Below are 1,171 nucleotides of genomic sequence, written 5' to 3'. Positions count from 1 at the left end.
GGCCAATCTTGGCCTTGATCGGACTACGCTCGTGTTCGGCCGCCTCTTCTTCGGTACCGAACATGACCAGCACGTTCTGACCGGTCTTGACCTTGCCGCGATTGATCTTGCCGACACCGATACGACCGACGTAGGACGAGTAATCAAGGGCGGTAATTTGCAATTGCAGCGGCGCTTCGATATCGGTATCCGGAGCCGGCACGTGACGCAGAATCGTGTCGAACAGCGGAATCATGTTTTCGCGCGGCTGATCCAACTCCATCGCCGCCCAACCGTTGAGGCCGGAAGCGTAAACGATCGGGAAATCCAGTTGTTCGTCGGTCGCGCCGAGTTTATCGAACAGATCGAAGGTCAGATTGACGGCTTGATCAGGATCGGCCCCATCGCGGTCAACCTTGTTAACCAGAACAATCGGGCGCAGACCAAGAGCCAAGGCCTTCTTGGTAACGAAACGAGTCTGCGGCATCGGGCCTTCAGCAGCATCGACAAGCAGCACCACGCCATCGACCATGCCGAGCACGCGCTCGACCTCGCCGCCGAAGTCGGCGTGTCCCGGCGTATCGACGATGTTGATGTGCACGCCTTGATACTCGACTGCGGTGTTTTTGGAAAGAATCGTGATGCCACGTTCTTTTTCGAGGTCGTTGGAGTCCATGACGCACTCGACCAGTTGTTGGTGAGCAGCGAAGGTGCCGGACTGGCGGAGCAATTGGTCGACCAGGGTGGTTTTACCGTGGTCAACGTGCGCGATGATGGCGATGTTGCGGATCGGACGAGCGGACATGGGAAGGCCTGAAAAATCAAAGGCGTGATTCTATCACCGATGGTGCGCCGCAACATCCCCGGCCAGCTTTTTATCCTTCTTTATTGCGCATAAAGTCGGCCGTGTTGAAGAAATTGGTTAGCAGCAACTTGCGAACGTCCTCGCTCAGACCAACATCTTCCATCGCCAGCACCATGCAGGCGACCCATTGATCACGCTCCTTCGTACCGATGGCGAAAGGCATGTGGCGGGCGCGCAGCTTGGGGTGGCCGAATTTCTCGACGAAAAGATCGGGGCCACCAAACCAGCCAGAAAGGAACATGAAGAGTTTGTCCCGGGAACCGGAAAGATCGGCCGGATGCATGGCCCGCAGTTCCGCAAAATGGGAAACGGTGTCCATCAATTCGT

General features: G+C 56.7%; 2 protein-coding genes. Both read right to left on the bottom strand.

Annotated features, from left to right (window positions below; all coding sequences use genetic code 11):
* Positions 1-784, bottom strand: a 784-nt coding sequence (locus ADADOO_RS02950) for a GTP-binding protein (protein WP_511274870.1), incomplete at its 3' end; no start/stop codon positions are given.
* A 70-nt stretch (positions 785-854) separates the two neighbouring features.
* On the bottom strand, positions 855-1,163 hold the full coding sequence (locus tag ADADOO_RS02945) for a group II truncated hemoglobin (RefSeq protein ID WP_511274869.1): 309 nt from the start codon (positions 1,161-1,163) through the stop codon (positions 855-857).
* Between the last annotated feature and the right edge of the window lie 8 nt (positions 1,164-1,171).

The organism is Azonexus sp. (assembly GCF_036170495.1).
In the GTDB taxonomy this organism is placed as follows: domain Bacteria; phylum Pseudomonadota; class Gammaproteobacteria; order Burkholderiales; family Rhodocyclaceae; genus Azonexus.
This window is presented reverse-complemented; position numbering and strand designations above follow the sequence as displayed.